We start from the raw sequence: 21,829 nt of genomic DNA, 5'->3' as shown, positions 1-21,829 counted from the left end.
TCACCAACCCGCTGCGGGCGCTGCCCGCCGCTCGCTCGCGGCGGGGCTCAGCGCGCCGCGGCCCGCTCCAGCTCGGCGAGGGTCGCGGCGACGGCGGGCACCCGGGCCAGGTCGGGCAGGGTCAGCGCCACGACCTCCCGCTCGACGGCGGGCTCGACGGCCACGGTGCTCACGCCCTTGGCGCGGACGGACTCCACCGCGAGCTCCGGCAGCACCGCGACGCCGAGCCCCGCCCCGACCAGGCCGGCGACGGCCGGGTAGTCGTCGGTCGCGAAGTCGATCCGCGGGGTGAAGCCCGCGTCCTCGCACACCTCGACCAGGTGGCGGCGGCAGCGCGGACAGCCGGCGATCCACGGCTCGTCCGCGAGCTCCGCCATGCGCACGCTGGCGGAGCCGGCCAGCCGGTGGCCCGCGGGCACCAGCCCGACGAGCCGGTCCGTCAGCAGGGGTCGCACGACGAGGTCCTCCCACCCCTCGGCGGCCGGCGCACCGGCCCCGCCGGAGCCCGGGCCGGCCGGGTCGGAGCCGGCGTAGCGGAAGGCCAGCGCCACGTCGCAGTCGCCGTCGCGGAGCATCTCCACCGAGCGCGGCGGCTCCGCCTCGACCAGCGAGATGCGCGTCCCCGGGTGCTCGGCGCGCATCGCCGCGAGCGCCGTCGGCACCAGGGTGGAGCTGCCGCTGGGGAAGGAGACGAGCCGGACCCGGCCGGCGCGCAGCCCGGCGATGGCGGCGACCTCCTCCTCCGCGGCCGTCAGCCCGGCGAGGATTCCCGCGGCGTGCCGTACGAGGGCCTCGCCGGCCTGCGTCAGGCGCATCTCGCGGCCGGCGCGGACGAGCAGCGGCGTGCCCGCCGACTGCTCCAGCGCCTTCATCTGCTGGGAGACGGCGGGCTGCGTGCACCCGAGTTCGCGGGCGGCCGCGGAGAAGGAGCCGGTCCCGGCGACGGCGCGCAGGATCCGGAGATGACGTGCCTCGATCACCCTTCGAGCATAAGCCCGGCTTTGACGGCCGTGCACATATGGGAGGCACGGCTTTGGGGTGCTGGGCTAGCGTGTCTGCCATGGCGCCCATGCATGTGATCTCCGTGAACGTCGGCCGCGCGACCCCCTCCCAGCACACCGACTCGGCGAGCGGGCTGACCGGCATCGGCAAGCGGCCGGTCGCCGGCCCGGTGCGCGTCGCCCCGCCCGGCCCGCGCGGGGTCGGCGGCAGCGGCGTCGAGGGGGACGACATCTGCGACCGGCGCCACCACGGCGGGGACCACCAGGCCGTCTACGCCTACGCCCGCGAGGACCTCGACTGGTGGGAGGCCGAGCTGGCGCGCGAGCTGCCCGGCGGGATCTTCGGCGAGAACCTCACCACCTCGGGGATCGACCTGACCGGGGCCCTGCTCGGCGAGCGGTGGCGGGTCGGCGCGGAGGTCGTCCTGGAGGTCGCCTCGGCCCGCATCCCCTGCCGGACCTTCCAGGGGGTGCTGGGCGAGCGGGCCTGGGTGAAGCGGTACACCGGGGCCGTGCGGCCGGGGGCGTACCTGCGCGTCGTCCGGGAGGGGCGGATCTCGCCCGGCGACCCGATCGAGGTCGTCGCCCGTCCTGACCACGACGTCACCGTGGGGCTGTGGTTCCGGGCCTTCACCACGGAGCGGGAGCTGCTGCCGCGCACGCTGGCGGCGGGGGCGGCGATGGAGCCGAAGGCCCACGAGAAGGTGCAGGCGTACCTGCGCAGGCAGGCGGCGGCGCCCGCGAAGTAGCGGGCCGCCCGGGGGGCGGGGCGGCGACGGGCTAGGTTGCGGTCATGACGACTGCGCTGATCACTGGTTCCACGGCGGGCATCGGCGCCGCCTTCGCCCGCAGGCTCGCCTCCCGGGGCCACAACCTCGTCCTGGTCGCCCGCGACACCGCGCGCCTGCGCGAGCAGGCCACCGAGCTGCACGACCGGCACGGCATCGAGGCCGAGGTCCTGACCGCGGACCTGTCGACGGAGGAGGGCATCGCGGCGGTCGAGGAGCGCCTCGGCGACCGCACCCACCCCGTGGACCTGCTGGTCAACAACGCGGGGTTCGGCAACAAGGGCCGCTACCTCGAGGTCTCCATGGCCGACGAGCTGACCATGCTGAAGGTCCACGTCGAGGCGGTGCTTCGGCTGTCCTCCGCGGCGGCCGGCTCCATGCGCTCGCGCGGCCGGGGCGGCATCGTGAACGTGGCCTCGGTGGCGGCGTTCGTGCCGCGCGGCACCTACGGGGCGAGCAAGGCCTGGGTCGTGCAGTTCACCCAGGGGGCGGCGCGGGACCTGGCGGGCTCCGGGGTGCGGATGATGGCGCTGTGCCCGGGGTTCGTGCGGACGGAGTTCCACCAGCGGGCGGGCATGGGGACGGACAACATCCCCGGCTGGATGTGGCTGGACGCCGACAAGCTGGTGGCCGCCGCCCTCGACGACCTGGCCCGCGGCCGGACCGTCTCCGTCCCCGACCCGCGGTACAAGGCGCTGATGGGCGTGGTGAAGCTGGCCCCGCGCGGGCTGCTGGGCGGGCTGTCCTCCCGTACGGGGCGCAAGTACGGGCCCCAGTAGAGGGCCGCTCTTCCTAAAATGGGGATATTCCACCCAGCCCGGGAGATGCCATGACATTCGTACAGATAGTTGATTACGAGACAAGCAGACCCGAGGCCGTCGGCGCGCTCTTCGACCGGTACCTGGAGCAGTCCAACGGCAGGCGGACGGTGACCCACAGCCTGATCGGCAGGGATCGGGAGGCGGAGACGCACTACGTCGACGTCGTCGAATTCCCCTCTTACGAGGAGGCCATGAGGAACTCTCACCTCCCGGAGACGGACCGGATGTTCCAGGAGATGGTGGCCCTCTGCGACGGGATGCCGCGGTTCACCAACCTGGACGTCGTCCGGGACGACCACTTCAACGCCTCGCTCGCCGACCGGATGTTCGACGACATCGCCGCCAAGGGCGACCTGGGCGCCGTCGCCGAGGTCTTCGCGGCGGACTACCGCCACCACGACGTCATGGGCGCGGCCGGCCGGGCCGGGCGCGAGGCGGTCGTCGAGGACGTGTCCATGTGGCGCGCCGCCTTCGACTTCGACTTCGTACGCGAGGCGCAGACGGCCCAGGACGACTTCGTCACCACGCTGTGGACCTGGAGCGGCCGCCACAAGGGCCCCTTCATGGGGGCCGCTCCGACCGGGAGGACCTGCACCATGACCGGCACGACGGTCTTCCGGTGCCGGGACGGGTTGATCGCCGAGGGCTGGTGGCACTACGACGCCCTGGGCCTGATGCGGCAGATCGGAGCCCGGGGCTGACGGCCCGCCGCAGCCGGCAGCAGGCAGCCGGCGGCGGACACGACGACGGCCCCGGCCGCTCCCGCCTCGCGGCGGTGGCGGCCGGGGCCGTCGCCCGGTGTCCGGCCGGGGGCTCACACCCCCGCGGGATCAGTGGCTGTGGCCGTGGCCGTGGCCGTGCCCGTGGCCGTTGGCCTCTTCCTCTTCCTTCTTCTCGACGACCAGGGTCTCGGTCGTGAGCAGCAGGGAGGCGATGGAGGCGGCGTTCTCCAGGGCGGAGCGGGTGACCTTGACCGGGTCGATGACGCCGGCCTTGACCAGGTCGCCGTACTCGCCGGAGGCGGCGTTGAAGCCCTGGCCCTTGTCGAGCTCGGCCACCTTGGAGGTGATGACGTAGCCCTCGAGGCCCGCGTTCTCGGCGATCCAGCGCAGCGGCTCGACGGCGGCGCGGCGCACGACCGCGACACCGGTGCCCTCGTCGCCGGTCAGGTCGAGGTTGCCCTCCAGGACCTTGACGGCGTGGACGAGCGCGGAACCGCCACCGGAGACGATGCCCTCCTCGACCGCGGCGCGGGTCGCGGAGATGGCGTCCTCCAGGCGGTGCTTCTTCTCCTTCAGCTCCACCTCGGTGGCGGCGCCGACCTTGATGACGCAGACGCCGCCGGCGAGCTTCGCGAGGCGCTCCTGGAGCTTCTCGCGGTCCCAGTCGGAGTCGGTCGACTCGATCTCGGCCTTGATCTGGTTGACGCGGCCGAGGACGTCCTCGGAGGAGCCCGCACCGTCGACGATGGTGGTGTCGTCCTTGGTGACGGTCACGCGGCGCGCGCTGCCCAGGACGTCCAGGCCGGCCTGGTCGAGCTTGAGGCCGACCTCCTCGGCGATGACGGTGGCACCGGTGAGGGTGGCCATGTCCTGGAGCATCGCCTTGCGGCGGTCGCCGAAGCCGGGCGCCTTGACCGCGACGGCGTTGAACGTGCCGCGGATCTTGTTGACGACCAGGGTCGACAGGGCCTCGCCCTCGACGTCCTCGGCGATGATCAGCAGCGGCTTGGAGCCACCCGCCTGGATGACCTTCTCCAGCAGGGGCAGCAGGTCCTGGATCGAGGCGATCTTGCCCTGGTGGATCAGGATGTAGGGGTCCTCCAGGACCGCCTCCATGCGCTCCTGGTCCGTGACGAAGTACGGCGACAGGTAGCCCTTGTCGAAGGCCATGCCCTCGGTGAACTCGAGCTCCAGGCCGAAGGCGTTGGACTCCTCGACGGTGATGACGCCGTCCTTGCCGACCTTGTCCATCGCCTCGGCGATGAGCTCGCCGACCTGCTGGTCCTGCGCGGAGAGCGCGGCGACGGCGGCGATGTCGGACTTGTCCTCGATCGGGCGGGCGGTCGCGAGGAGCTCGGCGGACACGGCCTTGACCGCGGCGTCGATGCCCTTCTTCAGGGCGGCCGGGGAGGCGCCGGCGGCGACGTTGCGCAGACCCTCGCGGACCAGCGCCTGGGCCAGGACGGTGGCGGTGGTGGTGCCGTCGCCCGCGATGTCGTTGGTCTTGGTCGCCACCTCCTTCACCAGCTGCGCGCCGAGGTTCTCGTACGGGTCGTCCAGCTCGACCTCGCGGGCGATGGTGACACCGTCGTTGGTGATGGTGGGGGCGCCGAACTTCTTGTCGATGACGACGTTGCGGCCCTTGGGGCCGATCGTCACCTTGACCGTGTCGGCAAGCTTGTTGACGCCGCGCTCGAGGGCGCGACGGGCGTCCTCGTCGAACTTCAGGATCTTCGCCATGGGAGCGGTTCAGCCCTCTCGAAAACTAGGGTTCAAAGAACCGCGCCCCTCGCCGCCCGGCAATCAGCGGGGTGACCAGGGGCGCAGCTCAAAGCAGTGCTGGGAGAAGTGAATTACTTCTCGATGATCGCGAGCACGTCGCGAGCCGAGAGGACGAGGTACTCCTCGCCGCTGTACTTCACCTCGGTGCCGCCGTACTTGCTGTACAGCACGACGTCGCCGACGGAGACGTCCAGCGGCAGACGCTGGCCGTCCTCGAAGCGGCCCGGGCCCACGGCGAGGACGACGCCCTCCTGGGGCTTCTCCTTCGCGGTGTCCGGGATGACCAGGCCGGAGGCCGTGGTCTGCTCGGCGTCGAGCGGCTGGACCACGATGCGGTCCTCAAGCGGCTTGATGGCAACCTTGGAGCTGGCGGTCGTCACGATCCGACCTCCCCCTTCGGAGATCTCACGGGGTTAACTGTCTGAGGTGGCGACCAGGTGGATCCGTCGTCGCGGGTGCCGGACCTGCCCGTCGCTGTGTTGGCACTCACCGGGGGCGAGTGCCAGGTGCGAGACTATTCCGGCGATTAGCACTCGGTCAAGCGGAGTGCCAACACGCTCCGTCCGCGTACACCTTCCGGCCACTCCGGGGCCGAATCCCGCACCTTCGCGCGGGGCGGCGCCGGGCGCGCGGCGCGCCGGTGCGGCGGGCCCGGGGCCGAGGCAACCCCGGAGCGGCCGGGCACGTCGTAGAAGATATGAAGATAAAGCGCCCGAATGCGGACGGGATCACTCCGGTCGGCCCCGGCGCGCCGTGCGGGGCCTGAAACCCCTCACGCCGGCGGGCGCGCGCCGGCGCACCGAGGCCCTGCTGCTCGCCCTCACCGTCGGCATCACCGCCCTCGGCCACGCGAGCGCCGGCCTTGCGCTGAACGGCGCGCTCCCGGTGGACCTCGCGGCCTTCACGGCCGACATGAGCCTGCTGGCCCTCGTCGCCCACCTGGGCGTGCGCCGGTTCGCGGCGTACGCCGATCCGCTGGTCCTGCCGCTCGCCCTGCTGCTGACGGGGCTCGGGCTGGTGCTGCTGCACCGGCTCGACCACGCGTACGTCGAGCAGTTCGGGGGCGACGCGTACGCGCCCGGCCAGCTCCTGTGGACGGTCGTCGGGGTCGCGGCCTGCCTGCTGGTGCTGGCACTGCTGCGCGACCACCGGCGGCTCCAGCGGTTCATCTACCTCCCGATGGCCGCGGCGCTGGCGCTCCTGGCCGCGCCGGCCTTCTCCCCGGCGGACACGTACGGCGCCAAGCGGTGGATCGTGGTCGGCGGGATGTCGGTGCAGCCCGGCGAGTTCGTGAAGATCATGATCGCGGTGTTCTTCGCGGGGTACCTCGTGGTCCACCGGGAGGCGCTGGCGCTGACGGGCCGCCGGTTCCTCGGGATGCGGCTGCCGCCGATGCGCCGGCTGGGCCCGATCGCCACGGTGTGGATCCTCTCGCTGCTCGTCCTGGTGTTCGAGCGCGACCTCGGGACGTCGCTGATCTTCTTCGGCGTCTTCGTGGTCATGCTGTACGTGGCCACCGAGCGCACCGGCTGGATCGTGTGCGGCCTGGTCATGGCCGCGGGCGGCGCCTTCGCGGTCGGCTCGACCGAGCCGCACGTCAAGGCGCGCGTGGCGGCCTGGCTGGATCCGCTGTCCTACTACCGGGAGCAGCCGCCGCCGGGCGTCACCTCGGACCAGGCGGCGCAGGCCCTCTTCGGCTTCGGCAGCGGTGGCATGTCGGGGACGGGGCTCGGCCGCGGCCACCCCGAGCTGATCAAGTTCGCCGGCCGCAGCGACTTCATCCTCACCACCGTCGGCGAGGAGCTCGGCCTCGCGGGCGTCATGGCCGTCCTGCTGCTGTACGCCCTCCTCGTGCAGCGGGGGCTGCGGATGGCGCTCGGCGCCCGCGACCCGTTCGGGAAGCTGCTGGCGGTGGGCCTGTCGGCGGCACTGGCGCTCCAGGTGTTCGTGGTGGCGGGGGGCGTCACCGGGCTGATCCCGCTGACCGGCAAGGCGCTGCCGTTCCTGGCGAAGGGCGGCTCGTCCCTGCTGGCCAACTGGATCATGGTGGCGCTGCTGCTGCGGATCAGCGACGGCGCGGAGCGGCAGCGCGAGGCCGGCCGGCGCAGGCCGGCAGCGGCCGCCGCCCGCCCGGCGTACGCCCGCCCGGCCCGGGCGGTGCCGGGCCGCTGACCCGGCGGGCCTCAGGCGCCCGGCGCGGCCGCGGCGCGGGAGGCGCGGGCCGCGAGGAGCAGCACGAGCCCGCAGCCCGCCACGAGCAGCCAGCCCGGCCGGGAGGCCCCGGCTAGGGCCGCCGGGGCGGCGTCGGCGACGAGACCGCCGGCGACGGCGATGCCGACCGCGGAGCCGACCTGCCGGGCGGTGGAGGTGATCGCCCCGGCGACCCCGGCCCGCGAGGGCGGCAGCCCGCCGACGGCCGTGTTCGTCAGCGGGGCGTTGGCGAAGCCGAACCCGATCCCGGCGAGCAGGTTCGCCGCGAGCAGCGGCAGTACGCCGGTCCCGGCCCCGGGGCCGACGACGGCCCCGCACAGCCCGCCGGCCGCGGTGAACGCCCCCGCCAGCAGCAGCGGGAGGCGCGGCCCCGAGCGGCCCGCCATGCGGCCGGCCCAGGGGGCGCACACGGTCGCGCCGAGCGCCATGGGCAGGGTCGCGAGGCCCGCGGCGAGCGGCGTCCGGCCGAGGCCGTGCTGGAGGTGGAAGGTGCCGAGCAGGAGGGTCGCGGTCAGGGCGGTGAACACCGCGGCGGCGCCCAGAACGGCGGCGGCGAACGGCGGCCGGCGGAACAGGGCGAGGTCCATCAGCGGCTCGGCCCGGCGGCGCTCGACCGCCGCGAAGCCGGCGGCCGACGCGACGGCCCCGGCGCAGCCGGCGAGCACCCACGGCGAGGTCCAGCCGAGGCGGGGCGCCTCGATCAGGACGCCGACCGATGCGCACAGGGCGAGGATCAGGAGCACCTGGCCGGGCAGGTCGATCGGGCGGGCGCGCTGCCCGCGGGACTCGGGCACGAACAGCGCCACGAGGACGAGCGCGGCGGCGACGACCGGCGCGTTGATCCAGAACACCGACCGCCAGCCGAAGGCGCCGATCAGCGCCCCGCCGGCGACCGGCCCGGCCGCCATGCTCAGCCCGAACACGGAGGCCCAGATGCCGATCGCGCGGGCCCGCTCCCGCGGGTCGGGCATCGCGCTGACCACGATCGCCAGGGCGACCGGGCTGAGCATCGAGGCGCCGGCGCCCTGGACGGCGCGCGCCGCGATCAGGAAGCCGAGGGAGGGCGCGAACGCGCAGGCCAGCGAGGAGGCGCCGAAGAGGACCAAGCCGAGGCGGAAGACGCGCCGCCGCCCGAAGCGGTCCGCGAGCGCGCCGGAGGCGATCAGCAGGCCGGCGAGGACCACGGTGTAGGCGTCCACGGCCCATTCCAGGCCGCGGGTATCGGTGCCGAGGCCGCGGCCGATCGCGGGCAGGGCGACGTTGACGATGGTGGTGTCGACGCCGACCAGGAACATGCTCAGCGCGCACACGGCCAGCACGGTCCAGCGGCGGCGCGCGGCGGCTGCGACGACCGCCCCGGGATCCGGCCCGGCCTGCGGCACCGGGTCCGGCCCGGGACGCCGTACGGGGTCCGGCCCCGGAGGTCGTATCGGAACCGGGGCCGGATGCGGGGCCGGGCGCGGGGCCGGGGCCGCGGCCGGGTTCGGGGTCGTCGTCACGGGGTCCGCCTTCCTTCGGGAGGGTCTGCCGGCCCATGCTCGGACCGGCCCACGCCGCCCGCGGAGGAGTTTTGCGGAGACCGCAAAATGGAGCCGTGGACGCGGACTCGCTGACGGAACTGCTCGACGCCATCGGGCCGCGCCTGCGCGCGCTGCGCCGCGCCCGCGGGCTCACCCTGGAGGCGCTCGCCGCGGACACCGGCATCTCCCCGAGCACGCTCTCCCGCCTGGAGTCGGGCCTGCGCCGCCCCACCCTGGACCTGCTGCTGCCGCTCGCGGCGGCGCACCGCGTGTCGCTCGACCAGCTGGTGGCCGCGCCCGCGACCGGCGACCCGCGGGTCCACCTGACGCCGCGCCGGCGCGAGCCCGGCAGCGTCCTCGTCCCGCTGACCCAGTACCCGGGCCGTGTCCGGGTGTTCAAGCAGGTGCTCGCCCACCGCGAGCCGCGGCTCGTCACCCACCAGGGGTACGAGTGGCTGTACGTGCTCGCCGGCGAGCTGCGGCTGCTGCTCGGGGAGCGGGAGTTCATGCTCCGCCCGGGCGAGGCCGCCGAGTTCGACACCGGCGAGCCGCACTGGTTCGGGCCGGCCGGCCCGGAGGCGGTGGAGATCCTGCACCTGTTCGGCCCGCACGGGGACCAGGCGGTCGTCCGCACCGGCCCGCAGGCCGGGGAGCCGCACGACCCGTGCGGGCAGGGGCCGTCAGGGCCTCAGAGGTAGTCCTCCAGGCGGCCTATGCGGAAGCCCTGCTCCTGGATGCTCCGCAGCATGTTCGCGGTCATCTGGACCTCGGTGGCGCCCTTGAGCTCGGCGGGGCCGCGGAAGTGGGCGAGGACGATGTCGCCGGGTTTGAGGCCGGAGCCCTCGGCGTACTGGAAGTCCTTGATCTGCATCGACGCCCGCCACAGCACGACCCGCGAGATGCCGCACTCGGCGGCGGCCTTCAGCGTGTCGTCGTTGTAGTTGCCGTAGGGCGGGCGGAAGAGGGGCGGCTTGGTGCCGAAGCGCTTCTCCAGGCGCTCCTGCTGACCGCATATCTCCTTCTTCTGCGCGGCGAAGGGCAGGGTCCGCAGGTTCGGGTGGGTCAGCGTGTGGTTGTTCACGGTGCTGCCCGAGCCGTTGTCGCGGAGCTTCTCGAAGTGCCCGTAGTCGGACGAGGCGGCGCTGTCCGTGAGGAACATGCTGATCGGCAGCTTGAGGTCGGCCGCCATCTTCAGGAACTCGGGGTCCTTCTCGGCGCCGTCGTCGAAGGTCAGGAAGACGGTCTTCTCGCCCGGGGGCAGGGGTATTCGGTCCACGACCTGCGCCTTCCCGGGCACTGCGGGCGGCAGGGCCGGCTTCTGCGCCGGCTTGGGGGCGTAGGCCACGGGCGCGGTGAGCCCCCACTTGCGGTACGCCTGGTCGCCTGCCGCGGAGGCCGGGGGGGAGGCGGCCCCCGGCCCGGCCCCCTGGTCCCCGGCCGGGGCGGAGGACTCGGACCGGGCGGTGTTGCGGCCGAGCCGCTCGATCGGGTCCACGCTGTTCCCGCACCCCGTGAGGGACAGCGCCAGCGCGCCGGCAGCGAGTGTGGCAGCCGTCAGCCGGCGCGCGTGCTTCACAGGTAGTCCTCCAAGCGGGCCACGGCGTAACCCTTGTCCGTGACGGTCTTCATGACGTGGCGGATCATGTCGGGCATGGTGCCCTTCCAGTCCTCGCGCCCCCGGAAATGCGTGAGGATGATATCTCCGGGATGCAGGTCCCGGTCCCATTCACGGTAGTCCATCCGGTTCGGGAAGCCTTCGGCGTTCCACAGCGGAACCGCCTTGATCCCGCAGGACTTTGCCGCGCGCAGGGTGTCCTCGTTGTAGTTGCCGTACGGCGGTCGGAAGAGCGTCGGCCGCTTGCCGAAGGTCTTCCGGATGGTGTCCTGCTGGCCGCAGATCTCCTCCCGCTGCTTCTCGTAGGAGAGCGCCGGCATGTACCGGTGGTTGAGGGTGTGGTTGTTCAGGGTGACGCCCGCGGCCTGCATGGCCTTGAAGTACGGGTAGTCGTCGCGGATGAGGTAGTCGCTGACGAACGCCGTGTACGGGATCTTCAGCTCCTGCATCATCTTCAGGAACTCGGGGTCCTTCTCCGCGCCGTCGTCGATCGTCAGGAAGACGACCTTGTCCTCGGTCGGAACGGTCGTGAAGACCGGGGGGAGTTCTTCGTGGCCGTCGACCTCGAAGCCGTCGCGGGTGGTGATCTCCGGCTTCTCCTCGGGGGCCGGAGGGGCCACGAGGGGCGGCTTGTCGAGCTTCCACTTCTTCGCCGCGGCGACGACCGCCAGCCGGGCGGCCTTCTGCTTCTCAGCGTAGGTGCCGGCCGCACCCGCCGCACCCGGCGCCTGGGCGCCCTTGCCGGACTTGGCGGGGGCCGGTGCGCCGGAGTCCTGGGAGGAGCCGCAGGCCGTGCCGAGGGCGGCGACGAGCAGGGCGGCGGCCGCGACCCCGGCCCGGCCGCCGCGGGGGCCGGCCGTCGACCGGCGACCATGAAGCGTCTTTTGTTCCTTTTGTCGTACTAGCTGCATAGCAGCGCATCCTGGCACCGCGCCCGCGCGCCGCCCCGGCGACACCGCGGAGCGGAGGCCGGGCTTCAATCGACTGGCCCACACTGGCCGACAATGAACGGGTGACCCCCGAAGACTTCGCCGCCCTCCTGACCCCGGAGGGCCGCACCCTCCTGGACTCCCTCCGCGACTACGACCCGGGCAAGGAGCTCGCCGTCGCCACCCGGCTGCGCCGCGACCACCCCGCCCCGCTCGTCTCCGCCGCGCTCGGACAGGCCCGGCTGCGGCAGCGCGCGGTGGCCAAGTTCGGGGCGGAGGACGCCTTCCGGATGTACTTCACGCCCGGCGGCGCCGAGATGGCGACCCGCGCCTCCGTGGCCGCCTACCGCGCCGGCCGGCTCGCCGCCCTCGGCGTGCGCAGCGTCGCCGACCTGTGCTGCGGCATCGGCGGCGACGCCCTGGCCCTGGCCCGGCGGGGCATCCGGGTGCTGGCGGTGGACCGCGACCCGCTGACCGCGGCGGTCGCCCGCGCCAACGCCGCGGCGCTGGGCCTGGCCGACCTGGTGGAGGTCCGCGAGGAGGACGTCACGGCCGTCGACACCTCCGGGTACGACGCCGTGTTCGTCGACCCCGCCCGGCGCGGCGGCCGCGGCCGGGTCTTCGACCCGGAGGCCTACTCCCCGCCGCTGTCCTGGGCGGCCCGGGCCGCCGCCGCGACCCCCTGCGGCGCCGTCAAGATCGCGCCGGGGATCCCGCACGAGGCCGTCCCCGCGGGCGCCGAGGCCGAGTGGATCTCCGACCACGGCGACGTGAAGGAGGCCGTCCTGTGGTTCGGCACAGCGGCCGCGGACGCCCTGTCCGGCACCGGTCCCGCCGTACGGGCCACCCTGCTGCCCGGGCCGCGCACCCTGCACGCCGCCGGCCCCCTGCCGCCGCCCCCGGTCGGGCCCGTGGGCCGGTACCTGTACGAGCCGGACGGCGCCGTCATCCGCTCGCACCTCGTCGCCGAGGTCGCCGCACAGCTCGGCGGCCGGCTCATCGACCCGACGATCGCCTACGTCACCGCGGACGAACTGCGCGCGACGCCGTACGCGACCGCGTACGAGATCACCGACGTGCTGCCGTTCGGGCTGAAGCCCCTGAAGGCGCTGCTGCGCGAGCGCGGCGTCGGCACCCTGACGGTGAAGAAGCGCGGCTCGGCCATCGAGCCGGAGGAGCTCCGCAGGAAGGTCAAGCCGCAGGGCCCGAACGCGGCGACGGTCTTCCTCACCCGCGTCGCGGGCGCCCCGTCGATGCTGATCGGGGGGCCCGTCAGCGCCCTGTGAGGGCGTGCACCCGGCGGCGGTGCGCACGCACCCTGGCGCGGCCGGGCGCGGGCGCCCGGCGGCGGTGCGCCGGCCCCGCCGGAGATTCCTGCGCTGCGCGCCCGTCGCGCTCAAACGCCGCGCGGGCTGAAAGTGCCGGATCGGCGGCCGAGGCGGACGCCGCCTCCCGGTCGCGCCGCGCTGTGCGGGCGGACCGGATCCCGGTCGGCAGGGGCCCCCAAGGCCGAGGACGGCGTACACGGGGGCGAAGAGGACCACACAGGGGTCACGCTCCTCGACGGAGGCCACCGCGAGGCCGATCGGCGACCAGCCGACCAGCCCGGCCGCAGCGGCGGCCCCACCCTCCTCGCCGCCGGTGCGGCCGCGGCGGCATCCCGCACGGGCGGGGCCGCGTACACCGGGCTCGTCCAGGGGCTGATCCCGCGCGCCCTACTCGCCGCCGCCGGCCCGTCGGCCTCGGCAGGGTCGCGGGCGCGCCGGGCGCGGAGCGCTTGCCCGCCGCCGGCGGCGGGCTGGGAGCGGCTGCGCCCACGCGCGCCGCGGTGGCCTCGCCGAGGGTGGCGGCGTCGGGGCGGCTCAGCGCCGCGGCGGCGCCGGCGGTTTCGAGCGGTTTCCTGCGGAGCTGGCGGTTTCCGGCGGAGCCGGCACTTTCAGCCTGCGCGGCGTTTGAGCGCGACGGGCGCACAGCGCACGGTCTCCGGCAGCAGCAGCAGCAGCGGCGGCGGACCGGGCCGGCGGCCCGGCGCAGCAGCTCCCACGGATCGGCGGCGTCCTGCGGACCGCGGGCCGGAGCAGCGGACGGACGCCGTGCTGCGTCATGCACATGACCCTAGGTGGACGGCGTGCACGAAGGCCCCGTCCACCGCCCCCGTCCACCGCCCCCGGTCAGCGGCCGGGGACCGCCTCGACCGACTCGAAGCGCCACCGGTGGACCGGACGCCCGATCAGCTCGGCCGGCGGGGCGGGCAGTTCCGGCAGGTCGGCCGCCAGGCCGTCCTCGGTCTCCCACCAGGTGACGACCAGTACGCGGTCCTGCGGCGCCCGGAACACCTCCCGCCGCAGCGGCTCCCCCTCCGCGCCCTGCGCCCGGGCCCAGGCCAGCAGCTCCGGCCCGCGGCCCTCGGCGGCCCGGGCCTCCCACATCAGCGCGACGGTGCTCACTGGTACAGGTTGTCCTTGCTCAGCTCGTGCACGTGGTCGTGGTCGTGGACATGCCCGTGGCTGTGCTCCTCCCCCGCGGTGCCCGGCACGTGCGGGTCCGTCACCGGCAGCGAGGAGTCCGCGGACAGGTCCCAGTCCGAGGCCGGCCGGTTCCGCCGGACCATCTCCGCGCCGAGGGCCGCGACCATGGCGCCGTTGTCGGTGCACAGCTTGGGCCGCGGCACGCGCAGGACGATGCCCGCGTCGTCGCAGCGCTCCTGCGCCAGCGCCCGCAGCCGGGAGTTCGCGGCGACGCCGCCGCCGATCATCAGGTGGTCGACGCCCTCGTCCTTGCACGCGCGGATCGCCTTGCGCGTGAGGACGTCCACCACGGCCTCCTGGAAGGACGCCGCCACATCCCTCACCGGCACCTCCTCGCCCGCGTTCCGCTTGGCCTCGATCCAGCGGGCCACGGCCGTCTTCAGCCCGGAGAAGGAGAAGTCGTACGCGGGGTCGCGCGACCCGGTCAGCCCGCGCGGGAAGTTGATGGCCTTCGGGTCGCCCTCCTTCGCGAGCCGGTCGATGACGGGCCCGCCGGGGAAGCCGAGCTGCAGCACCCGCGCGATCTTGTCGAAGGCCTCGCCGGCGGCGTCGTCGATGGTCGCGCCGAGCGGCCGCACGTCGGAGGTGATGTCCGGGGCGAGCAGCAGCGAGGAGTGCCCGCCGGACACCAGCAGCGCCATCGTCGGCTCGGGCAGCGGGCCGTGCTCCAGCTGGTCGACGCAGATGTGCGAGGCCAGGTGGTTCACGCCGTACAGCGGCTTGCCGAGGGCGTACGCGTAGGCCTTCGCGGCCGACACGCCGACGAGCAGCGCACCGGCCAGCCCCGGCCCGGCGGTGACGGCGATGCCGTCGAGGTCGCGGGCGCTGACCCCGGCCTCCTTCAGGGCGCGCTCGATGGTCGGGACCATCGCCTCCAGGTGCGCCCGGGAGGCCACTTCGGGCACGACCCCGCCGAAGCGGGCGTGCTCGTCGACGCTGGAGGCGACGGCGTCGGCCAGCAGGGTGGTGCCGCGGACGATGCCGACGCCGGTCTCGTCGCAGGAGGTCTCGATGCCGAGGACGAGCGGTTCGTCAGCCATGGGTCTCACCTTGTACGGGTCCGTCCGCGGGGACGGAGTGTGCGGGATCGGAAAGGCGCATCACGAGCGCGTCGACGTTGCCGGGCTGGTAGTAGCCCCTGCGGAAGCCGATCGGCTCGAAGCCGAAGCGCTCGTAGAGCTTCTGTGCGCGGGCGTTGTCCACCCGCACCTCCAGCAGCACCTCGGCGCACTCGAACGCGGTGGCGGCGCGCAGCAGGTCGGTGAGCAGCCGGGCGCCGAGCCCGGTCCCCCACTGGTCGCGGGCGGCCGCGATGGTCTGGACGTCGGCCAGGTCGCCGGCGGCGGCGAGCCCGGCGTAGCCGACGAGGCGGCCGGCGGCGTCCTCGGCGACCACGTAGTGGCGGGTGGCGCGCGGGCCGCGGGAGTGGGCGAGCTCGGACCAGAACATGCCGGCGGACCAGGCGTCCTCGGGGAAGAGGTCCTGTTCCAGTTCCAGCACGGGCCCGATGTCCCACCAGCGCATGGGGCGCAGCACGGCGGAGCCGGCCGGCGCTGCGGGCCGGGGGCCGGGCGACGGGCGGGCGGTCACTGCGGGGTGACCACCTTGTAGTTCTTCGGGACCTGCGCGTCGGGCCGGCGCAGGTACAGCGGGGCCGGCGGCAGGAAGTCCAGGCCGGCCTCCAGCCGGTGCGCGGCCAGCGCGGCCAGCGCGGCGGCGCTCTGGTGCTCCGGGTCGCGGGCGTCGGTGAAGACCTGCGGGTACAGCCGGGCGCCCTGGCCGACGGCGGGCATCCCGGCGACCTGCTCGGCGATGTCGGCCGGGCGGTCCACGGCGGGCTCGCCGACCCGGGTGAGGGGGTCCTCGTAGCGCGCCCAGTAGACCTCCTTGCGCCGCGCGTCGGTGGCGACGGTGAAGGGGCCCCCGATGCCCGCGGCGCCCGCGGCGTACGCGAGCCCGTCGAGGGTGCACAGCCCGTGGACGGGGATGCCGAGGACGGCGGCGAAGGTCGTGGCGGTGGCCAGGCCCACGCGCAGCCCGGTGTAGGGGCCCGGGCCGACCCCGACGACGATGCCGGTGAGGGCGTCGAGCCCCAGCCCCGCCTCGGCGAGGACGCGGTCCACGGAGGGGAGCAGCAGCTCCCCGTGGCGGCGGGCGTCGACCTGGTTCGACTCGGCGACGGTGTCCCGGCCGTCGTGGAGGGCGACGGTGACGGCGGGCGTGGCGGTATCTACGGCGAGCAAGAGCACGCGAACAGCCTACGACTCCCCGGGCCCCGGCCCTTGCGGCCGGTCGGCGGGCACCCCGGCTGCTACCTTCGACGCAGGCATCGGCCGGGACCGGGGGCCGGGGGGCGCGCCCGCCGGCGGGCGGCAGGCCAGGGGAAGCACGGAGAGGTGGAGCAAGGTGGCAAGCAGAAGCTCGGGAATCGTGGCCGGGCTCACCGTCGCGGCGCTGGCCGCGGTCGGCTTCCTCGGCTACCAGGCCTCCGCGACCGCGCCCGCGGCCCCCGCGCAGCCCCCGCAGGCGGCGGCGCCCTCCGCCGGGGCGGTCGCTCCGGCGCCGGGCCCGGAGAAGCCGGCGGCCGTGCCGGCGGACTCCGGCACCGGCGTGCGGGTGGTGTACTCGCTGGGCCAGAAGCGGGTGTGGCTGGTCGGCGAGGACGGCCGGGAGCCGCGGACGTTCCCGGTGATGCCGAGCACGGTCCACCCGAAGACCGGCACCTACCTGGTGAGTTCGCGTTCGGGCGCGGTGACCGGCTCGGACGGCGTGCCCGTCGAGCACGTGGTGCGCTTCGCGAACGCCGACGGCGTCGTGGTGGGCTTCAGCGCGCGCGCCGACGGCGGGATGCCGCAGCCGGACCCGGCGAAGAAGACCGGCGGCATCCGGATGAGCCGGGCCGACGGCGACGCGATGTGGGCGTTCGCGACGATCAACTCGAAGATCGTCGTCGTTCCCTGACCCTGCGCCGGGCGCGGATGCACCCGTTCGGGGGACGGTTCGCGGACCCGGCGGGTCAGGCGGCCTCGGATTCCGGTCCGGGCTGCGCCAGCGGCTCGCGGGCCGCTGCGCCGCGGCCGGGGGCGGCGGCGTCCCGTACGGGCCGGGCCTGCTCGCGGGCGGGCGGCGTGGAGACGGCTGTCGCGGCCGCGCAGGCGGCGAGCAGCCTGCCCATCGGGACGGCGGCAGGGCGGTGGTCGCGGGGTGCTGCTCCTGTCGACATGGCTGCCTCCTGGCCCCGGGCCGGCCGTACTTAGGTAGGCCTAACCTGCCCTCAGTACCATGTCACCACGGGCGCCTCGTCCGGCGCAATATGTTCCCGACAGGTTGTCGGCACGTTTTCCGGCGACCGCCGCCCGACCCGCCCCGCGGGGCCTCAGCCCGCGGCCCCCAGCCCGGCCAGCGCGTCCGGCGCGGCCCAGCGGGCGCCGACCCCGTGCACGGTGACCTCCCGTACGTCGTCGAGGACCTCCTCGTGGCCGACGGCCCGCGCGATCACCACGTGCAGCCGGTCGTCGGAGAGCTCCTCCACCTTGCCGTCGCCCCACTCGACGACGACGACGGACTCGGGCAGCGAGACGTCGAGGTCCAGGTCCTCCATCTCGTCGAGCCCGCCGCCCAGCCGGTACGCGTCCACGTGCACCAGCGCCGGCCCGGACCCCAGCGGCGGGTGGACACGGGCGATCACGAACGTCGGCGAGGTCACCGCGCCCCGCACGCCGAGCCCCTCGCCCAGCCCGCGCGTCAGCGTCGTCTTGCCCGCGCCGAGCTCCCCGGTCAGCAGCACGAGGTCGCCGGGGCGCAGCAGGCCGGCGATGCTCCGGCCGAGGGACTGCATGGCGCCGGGCGAGTCGACGGTGATGCGGGCCCGGGCGGCGGCCTCAGGTCCCTGCGGTCCCGGACCCGGCTGCGGCACCGGGCTGCGGGGGGCTTCCAGCGGTACGTCTTCCATGTCCGCCAACGTTAGCCGCTGCGGGCACCGCGCCGGTGCGGGCGAGCAGCTCCAGGAGCAGCGCCGTCACCGTCTCCGGGTACTCCAGCATCATCAGGTGGCCGGCCCGCTCCAGGACGACGAGCTCCGCGGCGGGCAGGGCGTCCTTGATGGCCTGGCTGTGCGCGGCGGGCGTGATCATGTCGTGGTCGCCGGCGATGACGGTGACCGGGATGTCCCCGAACCGCTGGAGGGCCTCCGTCTTGTCGTGGGCCTGGAAGGCCGGGTAGAACTCGGCGACCACGTCGATCGGGGTGTGCTCGATGAGCCGCTCCGCGAACCGCGCGACCCCGGGGTCCACCTCGCGGGGCGCGCCGAACGAGTACAGCTTGACCATCCCCGCGAAGAGGTCGGCGGTGGCCCTGCGGCCCCGCTCCACCAGCTCGACCTGGGAGCCGAGCACCCTCAGGACGGGCGGCAGGATGCGCCGGACCGCGCCGAGCCCGACGGCGGGCAGCCCGTACGTCACCTCGCCGAGGCGGCCGCTGGAGGTGCCGACCAGGGCGACGCCGACGACGCGGTCGCGGACCAGGTCGGGGTACTGGTCGGCCAGCGCCATGATCGTCATGCCGCCCATGGAGTGCCCCACCAGGATCAGCGGGCCCTCGGGGGCGGCGGCGTCGATGACGGCCTTCAGGTCGCGGCCGAGGCAGTCGATGGTGACGGGCTCGCCGTCGGCCTGGGCGAAGCCGCGGGCGCTGCGGCCGTGGCTTCGCTGGTCCCAGTACACGGCGCGGACCGTGCCGCGCAGCACGGCGCGCTGGAAGTGCCAGGAGTCCTGGGCGAGGCAGTAGCCGTGGCAGAACACGACGGTCGGGACGGGCTCGGTGCTGGGCCGCAGCCCCGGGCGGGCGCGCTTGGCGTCCTGGGCCGGCTCCTCCACCTCGTAGTGCAGCTCGGTGCCGTCCTCGGCGTAGGCGGCACCGGGGGTCCCGCGGAGGGACCCGTAGTCGCCGGCGGCGTCGAGCGCCAGGCGCGCCTTGCGGCGCACGCCGCGCCCGACCGTGATCCGTTCGACGGCCACGCCGGCCGCCGCACCGGCGGCCATCACGCCGATGACGGCCCCGGCCCAGCCGGCCCTGCGCCAGTTCTCGCTCACGCGGCCCCCACTCAGCCGTTGCGGTAGACGCGGGGCACGCGCGCTCCGATGCGGGTGACGATCTCGTAGGCGATCGTGTCCGCCGCCTGCGCCCAGTCCTCGGCGGTGGGTTCGCCGTGCTCGCCGCTGCCGAAGAGGACGGCCTCGTCGCCCGCCCGGACGCGCCGGGGGCCGTGGTCGTGGCCGAGGTCGACGACGAACTGGTCCATGGCGACGCGGCCTGCGACGTGGCGAATCCTTCCTCCGACCGCGACCGGGCCCCGGCCGGAGGCGTGCCGGGGGACGCCGTCGGCGTAACCGGCGGGGATCAGCGCCAGGTCGGTCTCGGCGTCGGTGGTGTAGTGGTGGCCGTAGCTGACGCCCTGCCCCGCGGGCACCGTCTTGACCAGGGCGACGGAGGCCTTCAGCGACATCGCGGGACGCAGGCCCAGCTCCGCGGAGGTGCCGAGCTCGGGCGCGGGCGAGACGCCGTAGACGGCGAGGCCGCAGCGCACCAGGTCGTAGTGGCTCTCGGGGAGGGTGAGCGTCGCCGGGGAGTTGGCGATGTGCCGGACCTCGGGCTCCAGGCCCTCCTTCTCGGCGTACGCGAGCATGTCCCCGAAGGCCGTGAGCTGGAGCGGGATCGACGGGTGCCCGGGCTCGTCGGCGCAGGCGAAGTGCGACCAGATCCCGGTGACGCGGACGGTGCCCTCGGCCTCGGCTGCCGCGGCCGCGCCGACCAGCTCGGCCCAGTCGGCGGGCTGGCAGCCGGCCCGGCCGAGCCCGGTGTCGGCCTTCAGCTGGATCCGGGCGGTGCGGCCCGCGGCCCGGGCGGCGTCCTGCACCTCGCGCAGGGCCCACATCCCGCTGACGGACACGTCGATGCCGGCCTCGACGGCCTCGCGCCAGGGCCCGCCCGGCGTCCACAGCCAGCACAGCAGGGGCGCGTCGATCCCGGCGGCGCGCAGGGCGAGCGCCTCCTGCGGGGTGGCCGTGCCGAGCCAGGCGGCGCCGGCCTCCAGCGCGGCGCGGGCACAGGGGACGGCACCGTGCCCGTAGGCGTCCGCCTTGACCACGGCCATGAGCGCGGCCCGGGGCGCCCGCGCGCGCAGGGCGCGCACGTTGTCCCGTACCGCGTCCAGATCGATCTCGGCGTACACGCGCGTCGGTGTCTCGTTCATCGCCCCCAGTCTCTCAGAGGCCGTCCCGGGCCGACCGCAGGGCGTGTACCGGCCCTGTCACAAGTCGACCCGCCCGGACCTGCGGCGGACCACCCCGAGGGGGCGGCGGCCCGAAGGGCTGCCGGGTCGCGGCGTCCGGTGCCGGTCCACCGCGCGGCGGACCGCACGCGCGTGCGCGGGCCGGCGGCGCGGCGAGGTGCCGGGCCGGCGTCGCGACCCGGCAGCTTCCCGGCCGCGACCCCGGAGCCGACGGCCTTTCAGGACCCGTGCACCGCCCGCCATGCGGCGGGCAGCGCCGCGGCCACCTCCTGGGCGAGCAGCGGGGCGCCGCTCGCCGCGCGCCCGGCGGACAGGCCGTGCAGGTACGCCGCCGCGGAGGCCGCGTCGGCGGCCGGCAGACCGGCCGCGAGGAGGGAGCCGGCGAGGCCGGACAGGACGTCGCCGCTGCCGGCCGTGGCGAGCCAGGGCGTCCCGGTCGGGTTCACCCGGACGGGCCCGCGGCCGTCGCACACCAGCGTCGTCGAGCCCTTCAGCAGCACCACGGCCCCGAAGCGGCCGGCCAGCTCCCGTACGGCAGCGAGCCGCCCCGACTCCACGTCCGCGCGCGGCACGCCCAGCAGCGCGGCCGCCTCCCCCGCATGAGGAGTCAGCAGGGTCGGTGCGGTGCGGGCGCGCAGCACCGCCGGGTCCAGGCCGCGCAGCCCGTCCGCGTCCACCAGGACCGGCACCGGCTCGGCCAGCGCCTGCGCCGCCTCCGCGGCCCGGTCGCCGCCGAGGCCCGGCCCGACCACCCAGGCCTGCACCCGGCCCCGCCCGATCAGCGTCTCCGGGTAGCGGGCCAGCACTTCCTCGTGCGCGGGGCCGACGTAGCGCACGGCTCCGGCGCCGCCGCGCAACGCGCCCGCCACCGCCAGGACGGCCGCGCCCGGGTACTGCGCCGACCCGGCGACGACGCCGACGACCCCGCGGCTGTACTTGTCGCTCGCCGCGCCGGGCCGCGGCAGGATGGTCGCCAGGTCGGCGTCCTCCAGGGCGGCGGCGGCCGGGGTGCCGAGCGCGGCGGGGTCCAGGCCGATGTCCACCAGCCGCACCTCGCCGGCCAGGCCCGCGCCCGGGTCGACGAGGAGGCCCGGCTTGTACGCCCCGAACGTGACGGTCGTGTCGGCCCGTACGGCCGCCCCGGCGACCTCCCCGGTGTCCGCGTCCACGCCGCTGGGCAGGTCCACGGCGACGACGGGCGCGCCGGGCGGGATCCGCTCCGCCAGCGCCGCCGCGGCCGGGCGCAGCCCGCCCCGCCCGCCGATGCCGAGCAGGCCGTCGACGACGAGGTCCGCGCGGTCCGGCACCGCGGCGGACAGCCGGCCGCCCGCGGCGCGCAGCGCCGCCAGCCCGCCCGGGTGCACGCGCCCGGGGTCGGCGGGCACCGCGGTCACCGCGGCGCCGCGCCGGGCCAGCCGGGCGCCCGCGTACAGGGCGTCGCCGCCGTTGTCGCCCGGCCCGACGAGCAGGACCACCCGGGCGCCGTACACCTTCGCCAGCAGGCCCGCGCAGGCGGCGGCCAGCCCGGCCGCCGCGCGCTGCATCAGGGCGCCCTCCGGCAGCCGCGCCATCGCCTCCCGCTCCGCGGCCCGCACGTTCTCCACGCTGTAAGCAGTACGCATG

22 protein-coding genes are annotated in these 21,829 nt (G+C 75.2%); 7 read left to right on the top strand and 15 right to left on the bottom strand.

The features are described from left to right. Positions 1 to 47: 47 nt before the first annotated feature. Positions 48 to 980, bottom strand: coding sequence for a LysR family transcriptional regulator (locus IE170_RS04975; RefSeq protein WP_189808045.1), 933 nt, complete (start codon positions 978 to 980; stop codon positions 48 to 50). An 89-nt stretch (positions 981 to 1,069) separates the two neighbouring features. Here IE170_RS04975 and IE170_RS04970 point away from each other — a divergent pair, with 89 nt between their 5' ends. The 3 genes from IE170_RS04970 to IE170_RS04960 are packed head-to-tail and all read left to right on the top strand — an operon-like array spanning position 1,070 to position 3,311. Next, positions 1,070 to 1,750 carry an MOSC domain-containing protein gene (locus IE170_RS04970; protein WP_189808222.1) on the top strand — a complete coding sequence of 227 codons (681 nt, stop codon included), beginning with the start codon at positions 1,070 to 1,072 and terminating at the stop codon, positions 1,748 to 1,750. 44 nt (positions 1,751 to 1,794) lie between these two features. Then, the gene (locus tag IE170_RS04965) at positions 1,795 to 2,568 is read left to right on the top strand and encodes an SDR family NAD(P)-dependent oxidoreductase (protein ID WP_189808044.1); all 774 of its coding nucleotides are present in this window, start codon (positions 1,795 to 1,797) and stop codon (positions 2,566 to 2,568) included. A 50-nt stretch (positions 2,569 to 2,618) separates the two neighbouring features. After that, a complete protein-coding gene (locus IE170_RS04960; protein WP_189808043.1) occupies positions 2,619 to 3,311 on the top strand; it encodes an ester cyclase in 693 nt (230 codons plus the stop codon). A gap of 129 nt (positions 3,312 to 3,440) precedes the next feature. Here IE170_RS04960 and groL read toward each other — a convergent pair whose 3' ends face one another. Together groL and groES are read right to left on the bottom strand one after the other, a co-directional pair. Further along, positions 3,441 to 5,072 (bottom strand): chaperonin GroEL, encoded by a 1,632-nt coding sequence (gene groL, locus IE170_RS04955; RefSeq protein WP_189808042.1) that lies wholly within the window; start codon positions 5,070 to 5,072, stop codon positions 3,441 to 3,443. A 113-nt stretch (positions 5,073 to 5,185) separates the two neighbouring features. After that, a complete protein-coding gene (gene groES, locus IE170_RS04950) occupies positions 5,186 to 5,494 on the bottom strand; it encodes a co-chaperone GroES (protein WP_114053772.1) in 309 nt (102 codons plus the stop codon). Between the two features lie 373 nt (positions 5,495 to 5,867). Here groES and IE170_RS04945 point away from each other — a divergent pair, with 373 nt between their 5' ends. After that, positions 5,868 to 7,286, top strand: coding sequence for an FtsW/RodA/SpoVE family cell cycle protein (locus tag IE170_RS04945; protein WP_189808041.1), 1,419 nt, complete (start codon positions 5,868 to 5,870; stop codon positions 7,284 to 7,286). A gap of 11 nt (positions 7,287 to 7,297) precedes the next feature. Here IE170_RS04945 and IE170_RS04940 read toward each other — a convergent pair whose 3' ends face one another. Continuing rightward, positions 7,298 to 8,824, bottom strand: coding sequence for a DHA2 family efflux MFS transporter permease subunit (locus IE170_RS04940; RefSeq protein ID WP_268255639.1), 1,527 nt, complete (start codon positions 8,822 to 8,824; stop codon positions 7,298 to 7,300). A 95-nt stretch (positions 8,825 to 8,919) separates the two neighbouring features. On the opposite strand from IE170_RS04940, the gene IE170_RS04935 reads away from it, so the two are divergent. After that, complete coding sequence (locus IE170_RS04935; RefSeq protein WP_229884597.1) at positions 8,920 to 9,543, top strand: helix-turn-helix domain-containing protein; 624 nt, start codon at positions 8,920 to 8,922, stop codon at positions 9,541 to 9,543. Here IE170_RS04935 and IE170_RS04930 read toward each other — a convergent pair. Together IE170_RS04930 and IE170_RS04925 are read right to left on the bottom strand one after the other, a co-directional pair. Further along, positions 9,534 to 10,421 carry a polysaccharide deacetylase family protein gene (locus tag IE170_RS04930; RefSeq protein WP_229884596.1) on the bottom strand — a complete coding sequence of 296 codons (888 nt, stop codon included), beginning with the start codon at positions 10,419 to 10,421 and terminating at the stop codon, positions 9,534 to 9,536. The genes IE170_RS04935 and IE170_RS04930 overlap by 10 nt on opposite strands. Continuing rightward, a complete protein-coding gene (locus tag IE170_RS04925; RefSeq protein ID WP_189808039.1) occupies positions 10,418 to 11,371 on the bottom strand; it encodes a polysaccharide deacetylase family protein in 954 nt (317 codons plus the stop codon). Before IE170_RS04925 ends, IE170_RS04930 begins: the two co-directional genes overlap by 4 nt. A gap of 101 nt (positions 11,372 to 11,472) precedes the next feature. On the opposite strand from IE170_RS04925, the gene IE170_RS04920 reads away from it, so the two are divergent. Beyond that, complete coding sequence (locus IE170_RS04920) at positions 11,473 to 12,675, top strand: class I SAM-dependent methyltransferase (protein ID WP_229884595.1); 1,203 nt, start codon at positions 11,473 to 11,475, stop codon at positions 12,673 to 12,675. An 885-nt stretch (positions 12,676 to 13,560) separates the two neighbouring features. On the opposite strand, the gene IE170_RS04915 is transcribed toward IE170_RS04920, so the two are convergent. The 4 genes from IE170_RS04915 to tsaB form a co-directional block, all read right to left on the bottom strand. Next, a complete protein-coding gene (locus IE170_RS04915) occupies positions 13,561 to 13,836 on the bottom strand; it encodes a hypothetical protein (RefSeq protein WP_229884594.1) in 276 nt (91 codons plus the stop codon). Beyond that, on the bottom strand, positions 13,833 to 14,957 hold the full coding sequence (tsaD, locus tag IE170_RS04910) for a tRNA (adenosine(37)-N6)-threonylcarbamoyltransferase complex transferase subunit TsaD (RefSeq protein WP_189808038.1): 1,125 nt from the start codon (positions 14,955 to 14,957) through the stop codon (positions 13,833 to 13,835). Before tsaD ends, IE170_RS04915 begins: the two co-directional genes overlap by 4 nt. After that, positions 14,950 to 15,441 carry a ribosomal protein S18-alanine N-acetyltransferase gene (gene rimI, locus IE170_RS04905; protein WP_189808217.1) on the bottom strand — a complete coding sequence of 164 codons (492 nt, stop codon included), beginning with the start codon at positions 15,439 to 15,441 and terminating at the stop codon, positions 14,950 to 14,952. Before rimI ends, tsaD begins: the two co-directional genes overlap by 8 nt. Before the next feature lie 62 nt (positions 15,442 to 15,503). Beyond that, positions 15,504 to 16,166 (bottom strand): tRNA (adenosine(37)-N6)-threonylcarbamoyltransferase complex dimerization subunit type 1 TsaB, encoded by a 663-nt coding sequence (gene tsaB, locus IE170_RS04900; protein WP_189808037.1) that lies wholly within the window; start codon positions 16,164 to 16,166, stop codon positions 15,504 to 15,506. A 157-nt stretch (positions 16,167 to 16,323) separates the two neighbouring features. Between tsaB and IE170_RS04895 the strand changes: the two genes are divergently transcribed. Then, on the top strand, positions 16,324 to 16,878 hold the full coding sequence (locus IE170_RS04895) for a hypothetical protein (protein ID WP_189808036.1): 555 nt from the start codon (positions 16,324 to 16,326) through the stop codon (positions 16,876 to 16,878). Between the two features lie 55 nt (positions 16,879 to 16,933). Here the strand turns inward: IE170_RS04895 and IE170_RS04890 are convergent, their stop codons facing one another. From IE170_RS04890 to IE170_RS04870, 5 genes are all read right to left on the bottom strand, one after another. Continuing rightward, a complete protein-coding gene (locus IE170_RS04890) occupies positions 16,934 to 17,140 on the bottom strand; it encodes a hypothetical protein (RefSeq protein WP_189808035.1) in 207 nt (68 codons plus the stop codon). Positions 17,141 to 17,293: 153 nt separating this feature from the next. After that, the gene (gene tsaE / locus IE170_RS04885) at positions 17,294 to 17,854 is read right to left on the bottom strand and encodes a tRNA (adenosine(37)-N6)-threonylcarbamoyltransferase complex ATPase subunit type 1 TsaE (RefSeq protein ID WP_373298948.1); all 561 of its coding nucleotides are present in this window, start codon (positions 17,852 to 17,854) and stop codon (positions 17,294 to 17,296) included. After that, positions 17,799 to 18,956 carry an alpha/beta fold hydrolase gene (locus IE170_RS04880; RefSeq protein ID WP_189808215.1) on the bottom strand — a complete coding sequence of 386 codons (1,158 nt, stop codon included), beginning with the start codon at positions 18,954 to 18,956 and terminating at the stop codon, positions 17,799 to 17,801. The genes tsaE and IE170_RS04880 overlap by 56 nt, the downstream gene beginning before the upstream one ends. A gap of 62 nt (positions 18,957 to 19,018) precedes the next feature. Continuing rightward, positions 19,019 to 20,167 (bottom strand): alanine racemase, encoded by a 1,149-nt coding sequence (gene alr / locus IE170_RS04875; protein WP_189808034.1) that lies wholly within the window; start codon positions 20,165 to 20,167, stop codon positions 19,019 to 19,021. A gap of 257 nt (positions 20,168 to 20,424) precedes the next feature. Then, positions 20,425 to 21,828, bottom strand: a complete 1,404-nt coding sequence (locus IE170_RS04870) for an NAD(P)H-hydrate dehydratase (RefSeq protein WP_189808033.1) — start codon at positions 21,826 to 21,828, stop codon at positions 20,425 to 20,427. Between the last annotated feature and the right edge of the window lies 1 nt (position 21,829).

The organism is Streptomyces toxytricini (assembly GCF_014649915.1).
GTDB lineage: Bacteria > Actinomycetota > Actinomycetes > Streptomycetales > Streptomycetaceae > Streptomyces > Streptomyces toxytricini.
This window is presented reverse-complemented; position numbering and strand designations above follow the sequence as displayed.

What these genes read in the sequence shown, in the direction of transcription:
- alr (WP_189808034.1), bottom strand. Translation starts at nt 20,167, where the DNA reads ATGAACGAGACACCGACGCGCGTGTACGCCGAGATCGATCTGGACGCG.
- IE170_RS04925 (WP_189808039.1), bottom strand. Translation starts at nt 11,371, where the DNA reads ATGCAGCTAGTACGACAAAAGGAACAAAAGACGCTTCATGGTCGCCGG.
- rimI (WP_189808217.1), bottom strand. Translation starts at nt 15,441, where the DNA reads ATGCGCTGGTGGGACATCGGGCCCGTGCTGGAACTGGAACAGGACCTC.
- groL (WP_189808042.1), bottom strand. Translation starts at nt 5,072, where the DNA reads ATGGCGAAGATCCTGAAGTTCGACGAGGACGCCCGTCGCGCCCTCGAG.
- IE170_RS04890 (WP_189808035.1), bottom strand. Translation starts at nt 17,140, where the DNA reads ATGTCGACAGGAGCAGCACCCCGCGACCACCGCCCTGCCGCCGTCCCG.
- tsaD (WP_189808038.1), bottom strand. Translation starts at nt 14,957, where the DNA reads ATGGCTGACGAACCGCTCGTCCTCGGCATCGAGACCTCCTGCGACGAG.
- IE170_RS04870 (WP_189808033.1), bottom strand. Translation starts at nt 21,828, where the DNA reads ATGCGTACTGCTTACAGCGTGGAGAACGTGCGGGCCGCGGAGCGGGAG.
- IE170_RS04960 (WP_189808043.1), top strand. Translation starts at nt 2,619, where the DNA reads ATGACATTCGTACAGATAGTTGATTACGAGACAAGCAGACCCGAGGCC.
- IE170_RS04965 (WP_189808044.1), top strand. Translation starts at nt 1,795, where the DNA reads ATGACGACTGCGCTGATCACTGGTTCCACGGCGGGCATCGGCGCCGCC.
- IE170_RS04880 (WP_189808215.1), bottom strand. Translation starts at nt 18,956, where the DNA reads ATGGCCGCCGGTGCGGCGGCCGGCGTGGCCGTCGAACGGATCACGGTC.
- IE170_RS04970 (WP_189808222.1), top strand. Translation starts at nt 1,070, where the DNA reads ATGCATGTGATCTCCGTGAACGTCGGCCGCGCGACCCCCTCCCAGCAC.